This is a genomic window from Bartonella chomelii (assembly GCF_014138465.1).
GTDB lineage: Bacteria > Pseudomonadota > Alphaproteobacteria > Rhizobiales > Rhizobiaceae > Bartonella > Bartonella schoenbuchensis.
Genome location: NZ_JACJIR010000001.1, coordinates 221,566 through 239,162, shown reverse-complemented (window position 1 = coordinate 239,162; position 17,597 = coordinate 221,566). Strand labels below are relative to the sequence as shown.

Annotated in this window: 12 protein-coding genes and 1 tRNA gene; 9 read left to right on the top strand and 4 right to left on the bottom strand. The window is 36.3% G+C overall.

What is annotated here, in order from left to right; genetic code table 11:
* Positions 1 to 108: 108 nt before the first annotated feature.
* Positions 109 to 1,536 (bottom strand): glutamate--tRNA ligase, encoded by a 1,428-nt coding sequence (gene gltX, locus GGR10_RS01025; RefSeq protein WP_182479517.1) that lies wholly within the window; start codon positions 1,534 to 1,536, stop codon positions 109 to 111.
* A gap of 111 nt (positions 1,537 to 1,647) precedes the next feature.
* Between gltX (GGR10_RS01025) and GGR10_RS01020 the strand changes: the two genes are divergently transcribed.
* Positions 1,648 to 3,945 (top strand): ComEC/Rec2 family competence protein, encoded by a 2,298-nt coding sequence (locus GGR10_RS01020; protein WP_182479516.1) that lies wholly within the window; start codon positions 1,648 to 1,650, stop codon positions 3,943 to 3,945.
* 88 nt (positions 3,946 to 4,033) lie between these two features.
* Here the strand turns inward: GGR10_RS01020 and bfr are convergent, their stop codons facing one another.
* The gene (gene bfr / locus GGR10_RS01015; protein WP_010703658.1) at positions 4,034 to 4,516 is read right to left on the bottom strand and encodes a bacterioferritin; all 483 of its coding nucleotides are present in this window, start codon (positions 4,514 to 4,516) and stop codon (positions 4,034 to 4,036) included.
* 542 nt (positions 4,517 to 5,058) lie between these two features.
* Here bfr and rpiA point away from each other — a divergent pair.
* The 6 genes from rpiA to gltX (GGR10_RS00985) all read left to right on the top strand — a co-directional run bounded on the left by rpiA (position 5,059) and on the right by gltX (GGR10_RS00985) (position 12,637).
* Positions 5,059 to 5,763 carry a ribose-5-phosphate isomerase RpiA gene (rpiA, locus tag GGR10_RS01010; protein ID WP_182479515.1) on the top strand — a complete coding sequence of 235 codons (705 nt, stop codon included), beginning with the start codon at positions 5,059 to 5,061 and terminating at the stop codon, positions 5,761 to 5,763.
* Between the two features lie 89 nt (positions 5,764 to 5,852).
* Positions 5,853 to 6,407, top strand: coding sequence for a DUF2059 domain-containing protein (locus GGR10_RS01005; protein ID WP_010703660.1), 555 nt, complete (start codon positions 5,853 to 5,855; stop codon positions 6,405 to 6,407).
* Between the two features lie 193 nt (positions 6,408 to 6,600).
* Complete coding sequence (gene gor, locus GGR10_RS01000) at positions 6,601 to 7,989, top strand: glutathione-disulfide reductase (RefSeq protein ID WP_182479514.1); 1,389 nt, start codon at positions 6,601 to 6,603, stop codon at positions 7,987 to 7,989.
* A gap of 76 nt (positions 7,990 to 8,065) precedes the next feature.
* Positions 8,066 to 9,445, top strand: coding sequence for a class II 3-deoxy-7-phosphoheptulonate synthase (locus tag GGR10_RS00995; RefSeq protein WP_182479513.1), 1,380 nt, complete (start codon positions 8,066 to 8,068; stop codon positions 9,443 to 9,445).
* 122 nt (positions 9,446 to 9,567) lie between these two features.
* Positions 9,568 to 11,244 carry an NAD+ synthase gene (locus GGR10_RS00990; protein ID WP_182479512.1) on the top strand — a complete coding sequence of 559 codons (1,677 nt, stop codon included), beginning with the start codon at positions 9,568 to 9,570 and terminating at the stop codon, positions 11,242 to 11,244.
* Between the two features lie 10 nt (positions 11,245 to 11,254).
* The gene (gltX, locus tag GGR10_RS00985; protein WP_182479511.1) at positions 11,255 to 12,637 is read left to right on the top strand and encodes a glutamate--tRNA ligase; all 1,383 of its coding nucleotides are present in this window, start codon (positions 11,255 to 11,257) and stop codon (positions 12,635 to 12,637) included.
* A 76-nt stretch (positions 12,638 to 12,713) separates the two neighbouring features.
* Here gltX (GGR10_RS00985) and GGR10_RS00980 read toward each other — a convergent pair whose 3' ends face one another.
* A complete protein-coding gene (locus tag GGR10_RS00980; RefSeq protein WP_182479510.1) occupies positions 12,714 to 14,117 on the bottom strand; it encodes a DEAD/DEAH box helicase in 1,404 nt (467 codons plus the stop codon).
* A 140-nt stretch (positions 14,118 to 14,257) separates the two neighbouring features.
* The gene (locus GGR10_RS00975; protein ID WP_182479509.1) at positions 14,258 to 15,031 is read right to left on the bottom strand and encodes an NAD kinase; all 774 of its coding nucleotides are present in this window, start codon (positions 15,029 to 15,031) and stop codon (positions 14,258 to 14,260) included.
* A gap of 225 nt (positions 15,032 to 15,256) precedes the next feature.
* Here GGR10_RS00975 and GGR10_RS00970 point away from each other — a divergent pair.
* Together GGR10_RS00970 and hutH are read left to right on the top strand one after the other, a co-directional pair.
* Positions 15,257 to 15,333 (top strand) — tRNA-Arg (locus tag GGR10_RS00970).
* Positions 15,334 to 15,999: 666 nt separating this feature from the next.
* Positions 16,000 to 17,532: a histidine ammonia-lyase gene (gene hutH, locus GGR10_RS00965; protein WP_182479508.1), complete on the top strand. Its 1,533-nt coding sequence runs from the start codon at positions 16,000 to 16,002 to the stop codon at positions 17,530 to 17,532.
* Positions 17,533 to 17,597: the final 65 nt, after the last annotated feature.

Here is a 17,597-nt window from a genome sequence, read left to right as displayed (position 1 = left end):
TTATAAATATGTATTTCAATTTTTAAAGTTAAAAAATAATTTCATTTTGCATTAAGGCATTTGTACTTTCGATCTTTATTGTGTCCACTATGTTTGTATTCATATGAATTAACATTCAGATAAAATAATTTGGTCATTAATACGATTGAGAGATTCGTCTCGTCCCAATAGAATAAGAACATCAAAAACCCCAGGGGATGATGCACATCCTGTAAGAGCTGCTCGCAAAGGTTGGGCAACATCTCCAAATTTGAGCTGTTGTGTTTGTGCATAGTTTCGAAGAGTTTCGTCCAGCGTTTCTGAATTCCAATGGGAGCAAGTTTTTAAGGCAAAATAGACTCCTTTTAAAATGGTTCGACCATTTTCATTTAAAAGTATTTTGGCTTTTTCATCGAGAGGTAATGGTCGTTGTGTAAAGATAAAGGAGGCACCATTGATAAGCTCAAGCAGTGTTTTCGAACGTTTTTTTAAATTTGGTATTGCAGTTAGAAATTGGACACGTTTGTGTTCATCAAGTTTTTTCATGATTTCTAAACCGCCTTCAATTTCTGGCAAAATACTAAGAGTTGCATCAAAAAGGCTTTGATCGTTGCTCATACGAATGTAATGTCCATTAATGGCATCTAGTTTTTTGAAATCAAAACGAGCAGCACCTTTGTTAATATCATTAATATCAAACCAAGAAATCATATCTTCTGTAGAGATAAGTTCATCATTGCCATGGCTCCAGCCTAAACGAACAAGATAATTACGTAAAGCATCAGGAAGATATCCCATTGCTCGATAGGCCTCGACACCTAATGCACCATGTCTCTTTGATAATTTTGCACCATTTTCACCATGAATAAGTGGAATATGCGCCATAATGGGGATATCCCATCCCATTGCATTGTAGATAATTGTTTGACGGGCTGCATTGGTGAGATGATCGTCCCCCCGAATAATATGTGTTATTTCCATATCATGATCATCAACAACAACGGCATGCATGTAGGTTGGGGTGCCATCAGAACGTAAAATGATAAAGTCATCCAGATCTTTGTTAGGGAAACGAATATCCCCCTGAACGCGATCGTGTAAAATTGTTTCACCATCTTGTGGTGCTTTAATGCGAATAACAGGCTTAATCCCTTTGGGAGCTTCAGATGCATCACGGTTGCGCCAACGCCCATCATAACGTGGTGGTCGGCCTTCTGCACGAGCAATTTCACGCATTTCAGCTAATTCTTCAGGTGAAGCATAGCAATAATAAGCTTTGCCATCTTTAACTAATTGTTCAGCAATTTGACGATGGCGTTCTGCTCGTTCAAATTGTGAGATAGGAACTCCATCATAATTGAGTCCCATCCAGTGCAAACCATCTATAATAGCTTTAACTGCTGCTTCTGTTGAGCGTTCTCGATCTGTATCTTCAATACGTAGAAGCATTTTGCCACCGTTATGTTTTGCATAAAGCCAGTTAAACAGAGCAGTGCGGGCGCTACCAATATGAAGAAAACCTGTGGGTGAGGGGGCAAAACGGGTGATAACAGGCACGGATATATCCTTTGATTAAGATGTTATTTCTGGGACTTTACTAAAAGATTATGTTAGCATAGCCAATAGGGTGTGCAATAGCCGCATTGCGAGTAAAGTGGGGATTTGCGGATGTTAGGTCCAAATAAAGTTAATGATAGTCTATCAAGGAGAAGCTTCTCGAAAGAGAAAAGTTTGGATCTAATACAACAGGATGATCTTTCTATTCGTAATAGTGCAGATAATATCATTTGTACTAGGCAAAGCATTTATTTACTCACATTTTTAAAAGAAAATATAATTATCTTCTGGAAATGGTTGACAGACTGCATACAAAAGGAAATTTCTTTTGGACTGCCTTTCTTACTAATTTTAATATTTTTTTCCACAGGTGTTATTTTTTATTTCAATTTGGATAGAGAACCAAGTTGGAAGCTATTTATTATATTGATTAGTACATTTCTTGGAGTGTTGTATATTTTACGCCGTTATCGAGAAATGTGGCTCATAACTGGTTTTTTATTTTGTATTATATTGGGTGCTTTAGCAGCAAAGATAGAAACCTGGCGTATGTCTACAACAATGTTGGACAGCGATGTTTCCACTACATTAACAGGGAGAATTGTTTCTATAGAACCAATAGAAAAAGGAGGATTCCGCTTAAATGTAGATGTCTTAAACACAGAAAAACCAATATTACGTCATGCACCTGATCGTGTTCGTTTAATAGCAAAACATTTGCCAGATGGATTAGCTTCCGGTGATGGATTATATGGGAAAGTAAGGCTTCGTGCTTTATCTGGGCCTGTTCGTCCAGGAAGTTATGATTTTAGTTTCCATAATTATTTTAAAAGAATTGGTGCTCATGGAATTTATCTTGGAAAACCAATTAAGATATCAGTTACACACCCCGATACAATATTAGATAGAGTTTTACAAAAAATTGAAAATTTACGAATAGTAATGACTCAAAAAATCAATACAGCAATTGGCGGAGAGGAAGGACAAATTGCTGCTGCTTTGATAACTGGGCAAAGGGGTGGTATTTCAAAGGAAACTAATAAAGCATTGCGTGTAGCTGGGTTAGCTCATATTTTGTCAATATCAGGTTTGCATATGGCTCTACTTAGCGGTATGGTTCTTATCGTTATTCGTAGTTTTTTAGCGCTTTTTCCTAATTTTTCATCTTATTATTCAGCTAAGAAATTTGCTGCTGTCGTTGCATTAATAATAACAGCTTTTTATTTGGTGTTATCTGGCATGAATATAGCGGCGCAAAGAAGCTTTGTGATGGTTTCTGTTCTGTTGATTGCTGTATTGTGTAATCGTTCTGCTGTGACAATGCGCAATTTCGCTATTGCTGGTTTGGTAACTGTAGCTACTATTCCACATGCGATATTAAGTCCCAGTTTTCAAATGTCATTTTCTGCAACCGCAGCTTTGATTGCCGTTTTTGGTTGGTGGAGTGAAAGGCGATCTTCTTATACAGGAAGAACGACACCTTCTTATGTTGGAGGTGGAGTACTTCGTCTTGTTTTTGCACCACTTATTTCAATCTGCGTATCTTCACTTGTGGCAGGCTCTGCTAGTGGAATTTACGCTGCTTACCATTTTGCAAATGTAGCACCACTTGGCATGATCAGTAATATTTTAGCATTACCTATTGTCTTCATTTTTGTTATGCCATTTGGGTTAATAGCAGCATTTGCAATGCTTGTGGGGCTTGAATGGTTGCCACTACAGATTATGGGTTTTGGTATCTCTCTTGTAACGAAAATTGCTTATGCTGTAACAGCTATTTCTCCTGCTTTTCATCCTGGATTTATGCCATTATCTGCATTGGTTTTATTAAGCTTAGGCTTAGTTGGTCTTACCTTTTTCAAAACACCTATCAGATTCTTTTTTAGTATTTTTATTTTTATAGGTATTTTTGTTTGTATGGTGTCTTCACCCGTGCAACTAATCATAGCAAATAATATGAGCCTTGTGGGGATCATAAATGAAAGAAAATTATATATTGATCGTTATTATGCCTCTAAGTTTACACTATCTATATGGGAAAATTCATTCCACGCGCAAAATGCTATAAAACCAACAGAAAGTGGTCCATCACTCAACGGACAATTTATTTGTAATGATAATATTTGTACAGCTTTTTTAGAAAACAAATTAAAAGTTGCTGTTTTACATGGGAAAACAGATCAGTGTATAACCGCAGATATCGTAATTGAAGCATCTACAATAAAAAACCAAATATGCGATAAGATTACACCTATAACATTTACACTTCAACAATTACTATCACGAGGAAGTGTTATAATGACTAAAAGCGGAAATATTATTTGGTCTTCTAATGGGTTTCATAGACCTTGGAACATACATAGACAAAATTCTCAAAGGTCACGGAACGATCGTATCAAAAAAATATAACTCTATTTTAGAAACTCTAAAATAAAGTTATATTTCAAAAACATTCTAACGTAACAGCTAGTTTTATGAAAATACATTAAAGGCAATTTTATTCTAATTCAGAAAAGCTCACACTAAGCTGACTGTATCTTTCTTCTCCAATAGTGTTAAGAAGTTGAATCTGAGTTTCAAGAAAATCAATATGATTCTCTTCATCTTCAAGCAATTCATCGAATAACTTCTTTGAAACATGGTCAGAGAGCTTAGAACAAATCTCGCGCGACTTAAGGTAGGATTCTCGAGCATCATACTCACTTTTAAGATCATATTCTAAAACTTCTCTAAGGTTTTTTCCAATACGCAATGGCGCAGGGAATTCGAGGTTAGGGTGCCCTTCAAGAAAAGTTACACGCTTAACAATTCTATCTACATGTTTCATTTCTTCTGTAGCTTCTTTACGTTCTATTTCAGCTAACCTTGTATAACCCCAACTTTCTGTCAGGCAAGAATGCAATTGATATTGATTAACGGCACTAATCTCAAGAGCAAGGGCTTCATTGAGCTGCTTGATAATTTCTGGATGACCTTTCATGGTATTTAATTTCCCTATGTTGATTTCTTTAATGGGTGGACACAACTAAAATAAGAGGATAATGCATTATTCTGCCTAATTATTTTACGAGAATAATTTTCTATTACCTTAATAATAATTTCTACAATATTAGAAAATAACCTCAACATTTCTTACATCACTTCATTAAATTATATAATTTTTTATGAGCTGTAATCAATGACCAACATTCTTTTTTAAAAAGAGAAGGGATGATTTTTCATTATCTAACTACTTAATCACTGATAGTTTTGCAGGAATGTATGATCACTATAAATTTTAATAATGAAGATTGATGCTAAAATTGTTTACTAAATGAAGAAAATATAAACAAACTTCAAAGGAGCTGTAGTTAATCATTGTATTCTATAGAGTGATATGTTTTGTTATAATAAACTGATATTTTAAACAGAAAATGGCAAATAAGTCTGTGAGTAAGTCCTGTGAGAATTGGGAAAACAGAGCGCTTTTTTGTTATTAATTCGTAATGAATAAAGATAATCGGTAACAGGAAAAGTGATTCAATGGATGCTCAAAAATTAAAAAAAATGGCGGCTACTAAAGCACTTGAGTTTGTTCAAAATGATATGCGACTTGGTATAGGCGCTGGTTCTACAGTTAATGAATTTATTCGTCTACTTGGTGAACGTGTTGCAAATGGTCTGCGTGTGATTGGTGTTGCTGCCTCTCATTATTCTGAACAATTATGCCTTAAATACGGAGTGCCAGTCACGACTTTAGAACAAATATCTGAACTTGACCTTGATATTGATGGAGCTGATGAAATTGGTCCTAATATGACCTTGATTAAAGGAGGGGGGGGAGCATTATTGCGTGAAAAAATTGTAGCAGCAGCATCTCGTACAATGCTTGTTATTGCAGATGAAACAAAAGTGGTAAAAACGCTTGGTTCTTTTGCTCTGCCAATTGAAGTTAATCAATTTGGTATGAGCGTTACACGCAAAGCAATTGAAAAAGCAGCTGATGATCTAGGGCTTTCGGGGGAAATTAGGTTACGGATGAATGGCAATGTTCCTTTTAAGACAGATGAAGGCCACTTTATTCTTGATGCATTTTGGGGGTGCATTATGCAGCCCAAAATATTATCAGATGCATTATTTGAAATTCCTGGTGTTGTTGAGCACGGTCTTTTTTTGGGGTTGGCTTCACGTTCAATTATAGCGATGGCAGATGGTACAATAAAAATTTTAGAACCATGTGATTTTTGAATGAGATAAGTTATATTTGATGTATTGGTTATAATAAAAGGCTGTTAAAATTTTGAATAGAAATAATATAATTATGGAGTAATAATTGAATGAGAACTATATTTTCTCTCCAACGCTTTGTAGTATTTCTTGGTGTAGTTGCTGTTTTTATTGTGAATATCGGAATGGTTTATGCACAAGATGTGAAAGCCCAACATTTAGATTCAGCAAGAAAGATGATCAAAGCCATTCAAGCAACCGATCAATTTGATAGTTTTTTGCCAAGTGCTGCATATAACCTTAAAAATGAACTAATAAGTGGTGATCCAAATTTAGCAACAACTATTTCTGAAATTGTTGATAAGCAAGCACTTATTTTGGCTAAACGACGTGCTGATTTGGAAGAAGAAATTGCTCATGTATATGTAAAACATTTTAGTCAGGAAGAACTAGATACAATTGCAGCATTTTATAATTCTGCTGCTGGTAAAAAGTTTTTAACAGAAGTTCCAAATGTTGCGCGTGACACTTATTCTGTCTTTGATAAGTGGCGTTCTACTGTCATGCAAGATCTTGTACAAAATGTAGAAAAAGAAATGGTTGAAATACTCGGTTTGAATAAACCCATTACTTCAGAGCCTGATTCTTCAACGGATTCAAAATAGTTTTATTGGTAGTATAGAGTTATCAGTATTTTTATCTAATTAAAGCGGCGGTTTTACCGTCGTTTTTAATGAAAATGAGCGCTTTTTAAGTATCGTATCTGTACAAAAATTTTATTAAGGACAAAAAAGACTTTCATTCAGTGATAAAGATTAATAACCTGTACGGTATAAAGCGTATGGGAAGGAATAATTTGTGGCATCTTTTGATTTTGATTTATTTGTTATTGGGAGCGGTTCTGGTGGTGTGCGTGCTGCTCGTCTCGCCGGGGGGCTTGGTAAGCGTGTAGCTATAGCAGAAGAATATCGCATAGGGGGTACTTGCGTTATTCGTGGTTGTGTCCCCAAAAAATTATTTGTTTATGCGTCAAAGTACGCACAAGAATTCAGTGATAGCGTTGGTTTTGGTTGGCAATGTACTGATCCAATTTTTAATTGGGAGAAATTAGTTGCAGCTAAAAATAAAGAAATATCAAGACTAGAAGAACTTTATCGAAGACAATTAAAAAATAATAATGTTCATATTTATGAAAGCCGTGCTGTTTTTGTTGACGATCATACATTGGAGCTTTCTGCAACAGGTGAACGAGTAACAGCAGAAAAGATTTTAATCGCAACAGGGGCAAAAACTTTATCCAATACTACAATAGATAGCGATTTATGTCTTACTTCTAATGAGATTTTTGATCTTAAAGAGTTACCAAAATCAATAATGATCGTTGGTGGGGGGTATATTGGTGTTGAATTTGCTAATATTTTCCATGGATTAGGTGTAAAAACAACATTGCTCCATCATGGTGATTTAATTCTTCGTAATTTTGATCATGATTTGCGGCAGTTATTAAGTGATGCAATGATTGAAAAGGGGATTTCTATTGTCTATGGGGCAACAATCTCTCAAGTTAAAACCAACGGTAATGGCTATGATGCTATTTTGTCAGATGGACAAACTATCAGTGTTGATCAGATTATGTTTGCTACGGGGCGGGTACCAAACACTGTAGGTTTAGGGCTTCAGCGGGCAGGGGTTAAGTTTGATGAAATTGGTGCAGTTATTGTTGATGAAAAAATGACCACAAATGTACCCCATATTTGGGCTGTTGGTGATGTGACTGGTCGTCGTCAATTAACACCTGTCGCTATCCATGAGGCAATGTGTTTTATTAAAACCGCATTTAAGAATACTCCAACTATACCTGATTATGATTTAATTGCGACAGCTGTTTTTTCACAACCGGAGATTGGGACAGTTGGTCTTTCAGAAGAGGATGCAATCCGCTGTTATAAACGTGTTGAAATTTATCGTACGTTATTTCGCCCTATGCGCAATACTCTTTCTGGTAATTCAGAAAAAATGTTTATGAAGCTTGTTGTTGATGGTGAAAGCCGTATCGTTGTTGGTGCACATATTTTAGGCGAAGGCGCTGGTGAGATGGCGCAGCTTATTGGAATTTCTCTCAAAGGAAAACTGACAAAAGATGTATTTGATGCGACTATGGCAGTCCATCCAACGGCAGCAGAAGAACTGGTAACGATGTATGAACCAAATTATATATATGAAAATGGAAAGAAGTTAGAAGACTAAACGTTGGATACTATAGTGAACTGACTTAAGGCTTTTATGCTATAATCTGCATGGAGGGGCTTTAGAGAGAGTTACGATGGTAAAAAAATGGGCACCTGGATCTTGGAGAGAAAGGCCAATTAAGCAAGTTCCAACTTATCCAGATCAATCTCTATTAGCAAATATTGAAAATGAGCTGCGCAGATATCCTCCTTTAGTTTTTGCTAGTGAAATTCGTGATTTGAAAGATAAATTAGCAGCAGTTACTAAAGGTCAGGCTTTTTTGTTACAAGGTGGTGATTGTGCAGAGAGCTTTGCAGAATATGAGGCTAATAATATTCGTAATTTTTTTCGTGTGTTTTTGCAAATGGCGATTGTTTTAACTTTTGGCAATTCTAAGCCAGTTGTTAAAATTGGTCGTATTGCTGGTCAATTTGCAAAGCCACGCTCTTGCGATATGGAAAGCAAAGGTAAAGATAAGCTTCCTGCTTATCGGGGTGATATTATTAATAGCATTGAATTTGACAAAGATTCTCGTATTCCTGATCCGCGACGAATGTTAATGGTCTATCGTCAATCGGCTGCAACGCTTAATTTGTTACGTATTTTCTCACAAGGTGGCTATGCTAACTTAGAAAATGTTCATAAATGGATGTTGAGTTTTATTTCCAATAGCCCACAAGGTGAACGTTATGAATTGTTGGCAAAACGTATTTCTGAAATAATAGATTTTATGCATTCAATAGGAATTACGGCCAAAGCAAATTCTTCATTGTACACAACGTCTTTTTATACAAGCCACGAAGCACTTTTGCTTAACTATGAAGAACCTTTAACACGAATTGATTCAAGTTCTGGAAATTGGTATGCGACATCTGGCCATATGTTATGGATAGGTGATCGTACACGCCAACTTGATCATGCACATGTTGAATATTGCCGGGGTATTAAAAATCCTATTGGATTAAAATGTGGTCCTTCTATTGATCCTGATGAGCTTTTGAGGTTAATTTATATTCTTAATCCTAAGAATGAGCCAGGTAGGCTTACTCTCATTGTACGTTTTGGTTATGATAAGATTGAGAATTATCTTCCTAGGCTCATTCGTGTAGTTGAGCGTGAGAAACGCAATGTTTTATGGTCTTGTGACCCAATGCATGGCAATACAATTATGGCGAATGGTTATAAAACTCGCCCCTTTGATCATATTTTAAAAGAAGTCGAAAGTTTTTTTTCGATACATCAGAGGGAAGGAACTTATCCAGGTGGTATTCATATTGAAATGACTGGTCGTGATGTGACTGAATGTACAGGTGGTACACATGCTATTTCAGTAGAAGATCTTTCTGATCGCTATCATACTCATTGTGATCCACGATTGAATGCGAATCAGGCATTAGAATTAGCTTTTCTTGTCGCTGAACTTCTTAAAAATAATTGTGATGCTAGTTCATTAACTGTTGAGTCAAATACGTAAAGAGGAAAATCACCTAGCGTAATTTATAATTAATGCTTTTCTATTTGTGAAATTAAACGCTTTTTAAGAAAAGGAATGCTTTGGTGATTGAAACTAAGTTATAGTCACACTAAATTAATTTAATGACACAACAACTTATAGAGAATGATTTTCGGATTGCAGTTGCCCAATTAAATCCTGTTATCGGTGATATTGAAGGAAATTTTGCTCTCGCAATAATGGCCCATCAGAAAGCTCAAGAACAAGGCGCTGATCTTGTATTATTAACGGAGCTTTTTATAAGTGCTTATCCACCAGAAGACCTTGTGCTTAAGCCTGCTTTTATAAAGGCATGTGAAAATGCTGTGCAGAGATTAGCAAAAGTGACCAAAAATGGACCAGGTATTGTTATTGGTGTTCCACTAAGACGTGATGATGCTATTTATAACGGTGTTATGCTCCTTGACGATGGGCAAATAGTTGCTGAACGCTTAAAGTTTGATTTGCCTAATTACGCTGAATTTGACGAAAAGCGGGTGTTTTCTTCTGATTCGTTTCTTGAGCCTATTGTTTACCGTGGAGTAACACTCGGGATTGTGATCTGTGAAGATATTTGGAGTGATTCTTCTATTTGTGCACAGCTTAGCAATAAAGGAGCTGAGATTATTCTTGTTCCTAATGGATCTCCTTATACGCGTCATAAAACACTCAAACGTTTAGATATTGTTCGAGCGCAAGCTATCCAATCAGGTGTGCCGATTATTTATGCTAATCAAGTTGGTGGTCAAGATGAGTTAGTTTTTGATGGAGGATCTTTTGCATTGAATGGACAAGGCAAAATGGCATTTCAGATGAAACATTTTGAGAGCCATATTGCTTTAAGTCACTGGCAACGACAATCTATCGGATGGCAGTGTATTTCTGGTCCTAATGAAGAACTTTTAAGTGGACTAGCTGCTGATTATCAAGCTTGTGTTTTAGGTTTAAGAGATTATGTTAACAAAAACTGTTTTCAAGATGTTATTCTTGGCCTTTCAGGGGGTATTGATTCAGCACTTTGCGCAACAATGGCAGTAGATGCTCTTGGCGCTGAGAGAGTTCGCACTGTAATGATGCCTTATCATTATACTTCACAAGAATCGTTGAGAGATGCTGAAGATTGCGCGCGTTTTTTAGGCTGCCATTACGAGGTTATACCAATTATTCAACCTGTTGAGGGCTTTTTAAATGCACTAGCACCTGTGTTTTCACAATTGAAACCTGATCTTACAGAAGAAAATCTTCAAAGTCGTACACGTGGAACTATTTTAATGGCTCTTTCGAATAAATTTGGTTCAATGGTGATTACAACAGGTAATAAGTCAGAAATGGCAGTTGGATATGCAACACTTTACGGTGATATGAACGGTGGTTTTAACCCTATTAAAGATATTTATAAAATGCAGGTCTATGCATTGGCAAAATGGCGTAATAAAAATCATTTGCAGAATTTATTAGGGGCAAAAGGAGTTGTCATCCCATCTAATATTATCATGAAAGCACCTTCTGCGGAGTTACGGGAAAATCAGAAAGATGAAGATTCTCTTCCTCCTTATCCTATTTTAGATGATATTTTACAATCTCTTGTGGAAGATGATATGAGTGTTGGTGAGATTGTTCAATGTGGGCATTTGCGAGAAACGGTTGAGAAAATTGAACACTTGCTTTATTTAGCTGAATATAAAAGGCGACAGTCCGCACCTGGTGTAAAAATCAGTTCTAAAAGCTTCGGACGTGACCGTCGTTATCCTATTATCAATCGTTTTCGCGATAAAAGTTGAGCATTGTTTAATGATAAAAGTTCGTTTTGCCCCATCTCCAACAGGTTATATTCATATTGGCAATGCCCGTATTGCTTTATTTAACTGGCTTTATGCGCAAGCATGTAATGGCACATTTGTTTTACGCTATGACGATACAGATGTTGAACGTTCTAAACAAGAATATATTGATGGTATTATGGTTGATCTTGAGTGGCTTAGTATTAGGCCAGATGAAATTCATTATCAATCTAAACGATTTAGTCGATATGATGAGGTTACAGAAACTCTTAAACAACGTGGTCTTCTGTACCCCTGTTATGAAACGGCGGAAGAATTAGATCGGCGCCGCAAAATCCAGCTTTCGCGCAGGCTACCTCCTGTTTATAATCGTGAGGCGTTAAAATTAACGCCAGAAGATAAAAGAAACTTTGAATCTCAAGGTCGTAAACCCCATTGGCGTTTTCTTTTACCTAATTTTGAAAATGATCCATTTCAAACAAAGCGGACAGAAATTCATTGGGATGATCTTGTAAAGGGAAAGCAGCTGATTGATTTAGCTTCTATTTCAGATCCCGTTTTAATTCGTGAGGATGGGAGCTATCTTTATACACTGCCTTCTGTAGTTGATGATATAGATATGGCTATTACACATGTTATTCGTGGTGATGATCACATTACCAATACGGGTGCACAGATCGCTATTTTTGAAGCTCTTGGTATAAAGCCGCCGATTTTAGGGCATATTAATTTGTTGACTACGATTTCAGGAAAAGGGCTTTCAAAACGTAACAATGACCTTTCTGTGCGTTCTTTACGACAAGAAGGGTTTGAATCGATGGCTGTTCAATGTCTTTCTGTTTTGACTGGAACATCACAAAATGTGCAGATTTATTCTAATCAGGCTGCTCTTTTAGAGCATTTTGATCTCCAAAACACATCAAAATCAGCTGCAAAATTTGATTCTGTTGATCTTCTTTCTCTAAATAGTCATCTTGTTCATGAGTTGACGTATGAGGATGTCAAAGAACGGCTTGAGAAGCTTTCTATTGATGGAGAAAAAGTAGAAGAATTTTGGAATGCGATAAGAAAAAATATTGATAAAGTGAATGATGCAGCTTTGTGGTGGACAATTATTCATGGTGATATGCATGATGGTCAGAATTTCAAGGCGATTGCTCCTGAAGATCACGCATTTGTACGTCAATCTGTTGATTTGTTACCGAAAGGTGTATTAAATGATGAAAGCTGGCAAATTTGGACAACAGCATTAAAAGAAAAAACAGGACGTAAAGGGAAGGCTTTATTTATGCCATTGCGTCGGGCACTTACTGGAATGGAACATGGTCCTGAAATGGGTAAACTTTTGCAGCTTTTAGGGCGTGAAAAAGTCGTAAATAGATTGACTGTTTAGAAAAATCACTCAGTAAAGAACAATTAAAAAATATTTTATCGATCTTATCGTTATTCTCAATAATCAGATTTGCGATTTAAGAGCGGATTTTTATGAGCATAAATGCTGGGACATCAGCACCAAACCCAAGGGGAGTATGATTTTGATCTTTCTCTGAATGGGATAGCGCGGGTGAATCTACTTTATTTTTTGTAGTTTTACTATGAGATGTTTTATCTTCTTTTGATGCTTTTTTAATGTGAGCAGTGTGTTTTTTAGGGGTGGATTTTTTTGAAAGTTTTGCAGATTTTGTTTTTACGATAGAGTCATTTGTCTGATCACTGATAGATAAGGTAGAAAGATCTCCATTGAGCCATTCAATTTTTTCTTTACTTATTTTTTCAATGGCGCTGATGTATTTTTGGTCATCGTGTGTAACAATGGTAAAAGCTTTTCCACTACGTTTTGCACGCCCTGTACGACCAATCCGATGAATATAATCTTCGGCATGTGTTGGTACATCATAGTTGAAAACATGACTGACATCTGGGATATCAAGCCCACGGGCGGCAACGTCAGAAGCAACAAGAAGTGTGAGTTTATTGTCTTTAAAATCAGCTAATGTATTCATGCGTGAGTGCTGATCCATATCACCATGAAGTGCACCTACACTAAAATTGTATTTGGTAAGTGATCTAAAAAGCTCAGAAATATCTTTTTTCCGATTGCAGAAAATAATAGCATTTTTAAGTTCATCACCTTCATTATAAATAAGCTCTCGCAAAACAGCTCTTTTATCCCACGCTTTGCTTCCAGATTTGACAAGACGTTGCGTAATTGTTGTAGCTGTTGATGACGCTTTTGTAACTTCAACACAGATGGGTGAATGTAAGAATTGTTCTGTCAATTTTGTAATTTCTGGCGCCATTGTTGCTGAGAAAAACAAAGTTTGACGGGTAAACGGAGTTAGTTTGCAGATACGTTCAATATCAGGGATAAAACCCATATCCAACATACGATCGGCTTCATCAATGACAAGAATTTCAGTACCTATCAAAAGCAATTTACCACGTTCAAAATGATCGAGAAGACGTCCTGGTGTTGCTATAAGAACATCGGCACCCTGTTCAAGTTTGCGATTTTGATCTTCAAAAGAAACTCCACCAATTAAAAGAACGACATTTAAACGATGATTCAATCCATATTTATCGAAATTTTCTTGAACTTGGGCTGCAAGTTCTCGCGTTGGCTCTAATATAAGAGTACGAGGCATTCTTGCTCTTGCGCGGCCTTTTTCCAGTAATGTAAGCATAGGGAGAACAAATGAGGCTGTCTTACCAGTACCAGTCTGAGCGATCCCAAGCACATCTTTACGTTGAAGCACATGAGGAATTGTTTCACTCTGAATAGGTGTTGGAGCCGTATATCCTGCTAATCTTACAGCTTTAATAACTTTTTCGGAAAGGCCTAAATCGTCAAAACTATTCAAAGGTGGTGCCATTTTTCTATCGATTGTTCTGCAATTTTAACCTAGTTAGTTAGGTTGGTTCGCATCCCATATTATGAAGAGGGTTAAGACGCATTTGCAAAAAAGTCAACTGTAACTACTCTATATGTATAAGAAAACAACGATAAAAATAATTAATAACGAAATTGTTCAGATAAAATACGTTCATCCCATGAATGGTCAGGGTCAAAAAGAATAGAAGCTGTTATATCTGAAGCTGATGAAATGATAACTGAATGAACAGATTTAACTTCCACATTATCAGCGGCAGCATTTACCGGGCGTTTGTTTGCTTCGAGCATATCAAAACGTACTGTTACCGTATTGGGCAGTAATGCTCCATGCCAGCGTCGAGGGCGAAAAGGGCTAACAGGGGTGAGGGCCATAAGAGGTGCCATAAGAGGTAAAATGGGACCTTGTGCTGAAAAATTATATGCGGTAGATCCTGCTGGTGTGGCAACAAGGATACCATCACAATTGAGTTGTTCCATGCGTACTTTGTTGTCAATGCTGATACGAATCTTAGCAGCTTGATAAGATTGACGAAATAAGGATACTTCATTAATTGCAAGTGCTTCAATATGTTGTTGACATTCAGTGTTTGCAATCATGCGTAGGGGATGAATTTCTTTTTTATGCGCAGCAGCAATGCGGATTGGCAATTTCTGCTCATGAAACTCATTCATAAGGAATCCTATTGAACCTCGATTCATGCCATAAATAGGTTTTCCAGTATTCATAACATCTCGCACCGCTCGTAACATTGTTCCATCACCACCGAGTGCAACAACTACATCGCTTTCTTCAAGAGAAGAATGGCCATAAACGGAGATTAATTGATTGGTGGCTTTAATAGCCTCTTCAGTTTCAGCAGAAATGAAATGAAAGCGACTTGGTAATGGTGACATTGAGAGTTGTCCTGGTATTTTCAGTATATTTTTAATGTATTTTTTAGAATTTGGAAGTTTTATATAAGCACCATTTTTGCAAAAAGAAGGAATTTTGTATGAAAAGTTAATCTATTGTGGGACAATATTTTTCTTTTTGCAATTTTTTTCAAAATGGCAATTCACCATTGAAGCTGAGAGCATGATCAGTTAAAAGGCCTCAACTGGTTTTAAAACAGTTTTTCGGCACCCGTAGCTCAGTTGGATAGAGCGCTGCCCTCCGAAGGCAGAGGTCACAGATTCGAATTCTGTCGGGTGCACCAAACTTTTTTCAATACTATTGAATATCATTATAAATAATATACCGTATAAGTAATATACCGTTAGTTTATGTACTTAAATAAAAATTGAACAGCCGCTGCTTACAAATATAAGGAAATTTTTCTTTATTGTGTGCTTGTTATTTTATAAAAAACTAAGATAGTTTTATTTATAAAGTTTTGAAGCTTTGTATCTGCAAAATATCTGAAATATAATATTTTACAGAACTATATTAATAGACAAATTATTCTAACAATATTTTTGTTAAAATTAATATTCATTAGCAAAATGGTAGATTGGTTTTATTATATTAAAGCACCATTTTACAATTGATGACGCTATTTTAATATATTTGCTATCATCAATTAATTATAAAACTGGCTAAGATATTCTAATCTAATACAACAGTTTTCGTTGATATATTGTTAGTTTCTAACTTCAAACAATTATCTCTATTTACACGGCATTTTATAGGCATATTTTATTATTGAGACGTTTAAAAATCATGCTTATAGATTAGGTATATTCACTGTAATATTTGATATTAAATTTTAATGACCTAGTATTATTTTTGATAAAATAAATACAAGCTGTATAGAGCTGTGATATTTTTTTTCATAAGCAAGACGCTAATCTTACATTATACTAGATTAATAAGAAAGAAGATTATGACGATTATACTCAAGCCAGGCGAGGTAACACTTAGCGAACTTGAATCTGTTTATTGGGGTGGTAAAATAAGCAAACTTCATGAAGATACCCACCTAGCTATCAAGAAGGGGGCGGCGTGCATTGCTGAAATTGCTTCGGGTGATGAGCCAGTTTATGGCATTAATACCGGTTTTGGAAAGTTAGCTTCCATTAAAATTGATGTAGATGATGTGGTCATCTTACAAAGAAATCTTATTTTATCGCATTGTTGTGGTGTAGGGGCTCCTTTAGCTGAAAATATTGTACGTTTGATAATGACATTAAAGCTTATTTCGCTTGGGCGAGGGGCTTCTGGTGTTCGTCTGGAGTTAGTGCGTTTATTAGAAAATATGCTTGAAAAGGGAGTTATTCCTATCATTCCTGAAAAGGGATCAGTTGGTGCATCAGGTGATCTGGCGCCACTTGCTCATATGGCAGCCGTTATGATAGGTGAAGGAGAAGCGTTCTTTCAAAATATTCGTATGAGTGGAGCAGCTGCTTTAGAAAAAGCAGGGTTATCGCCTATTGTTTTAGAAGCAAAAGAAGGTTTAGCTCTTATCAACGGCACTCAAACGTCAACAGCACTTGCAGGTCTTTTTCGCGCTTATCGGGCATTGTGTGGAGGGCTTCTTTCTGGCGCAATGTCTACAGATGCCATTATGGGCTCAACGGCTCCATTTCATCCCGATATCCATATTTTACGTGGACATCATGGGCAAATTGTTGTATCGCAAGCATTAGAAAGACTTATAGAAGGTTCAGGAATTCGGGTAGAGCATTTACATGATGATAAACGTGTTCAAGATCCTTATTGTATACGTTGCCAACCACAAGTTATGGGTGCTTGTTTTGATATTCTTACAGCAGCAACAAAAACACTAATTATTGAAGCAAATGCAGTAACAGATAATCCATTAATTTTAAGCAACGGTGTAGTTGTATCGGGTGGAAATTTTCATGCTGAACCTGTGGCTTTTGCTGCTGATCAGATCGCGCTTGCTTTATGTGAAATAGGTTCAATTTCTCAAAGACGTATTGCTCTTATGGTTGATCCAGCAGTTTCCTATGGGCTTCCTGCTTTTTTAGTACAAAATGCAGGTCTTAATTCAGGTTTCATGATCGCTGAAGTAACAGCAGCAGCTTTAATGTCTGAAAATAAACAAATGGCATATCCCGCTTCAGTTGATTCAACACCAACTTCAGCAAATCAGGAAGATCATGTTTCAATGGCTTGCCATGGTGCTCGTCGATTATTAGCTATGAGCGAAAATCTTTTTACTATTATTGGTATTGAAACACTTGTTGCAGCACAGGGAATTGAATGCCGTTCTCCTCTAAAAACAAGTCCTTTGTTGCAGTCTGTTATGGAATATTTACGTAAGAATATCACCACTCTTAAAGCGGATCGTTATATGGCTGTAGATCTTGAAAAGGTGCATGTACTTGTAAGTGGGGGGCATTTATTATCTATTTTACCAAAAACAATTTTTCCGCAATTGGAGCTGAAATAATATTTATTTTAAGATTAAGCAAAGGAAAAACTCATTATATTTTCTGGACTTTCCTCATATAGGTT